Source organism: Alkalibacterium sp. s-m-28 (genome assembly GCF_054658175.1).
In genome coordinates, this window is the sequence record NZ_BAAGIQ010000273.1 from 1 (window position 1) to 456 (window position 456).

General features: G+C 38.4%; 1 pseudogene. It reads right to left on the bottom strand.

What is annotated here, in order from left to right:
- Window positions 1-456: pseudogene (locus ACYQ4S_RS12300) on the bottom strand (IS21 family transposase); the annotation flags it as partial.

The following is a 456-nucleotide window of genomic DNA, read 5'->3' on the forward strand; positions in this document are numbered from 1 at the left end:
AGCTCCTACAAACAGATAGACAGTGGTTATTTCACCTGTGTCTGGATTTAATAAACTCATGGTTGAACCACTCCAGTCAACTTGAATTGAGACGCCAGGTTTATGTTTTAAATGATTCGTTAAGCGATATTGATCAATGTGCTTTTGATAATCTTCGCAAAACTTAGTATATCCAACTGCAATACCGTGGGTATTCTTACACTTATCCACGTACTCTTGCCATAAGAGCTTAAGGGTCACACCTACACCTTGAAGTTCCTTATGGACTTTTTCGTAGTCAGGAAGTGTGTATAAAACTTCTGACTGATGTCGTTCAGGGAAGAATTTTCGATACACCTCATTTTCAGATAGCTCTTTTATATCTTCGTAGGAGAGATTAAATCGATCTGCTCGTTGGAAGACATCACTAACTGAACTACGTCCTACTTTCTGTGTTTTAGCAATCATGTTTCGAGA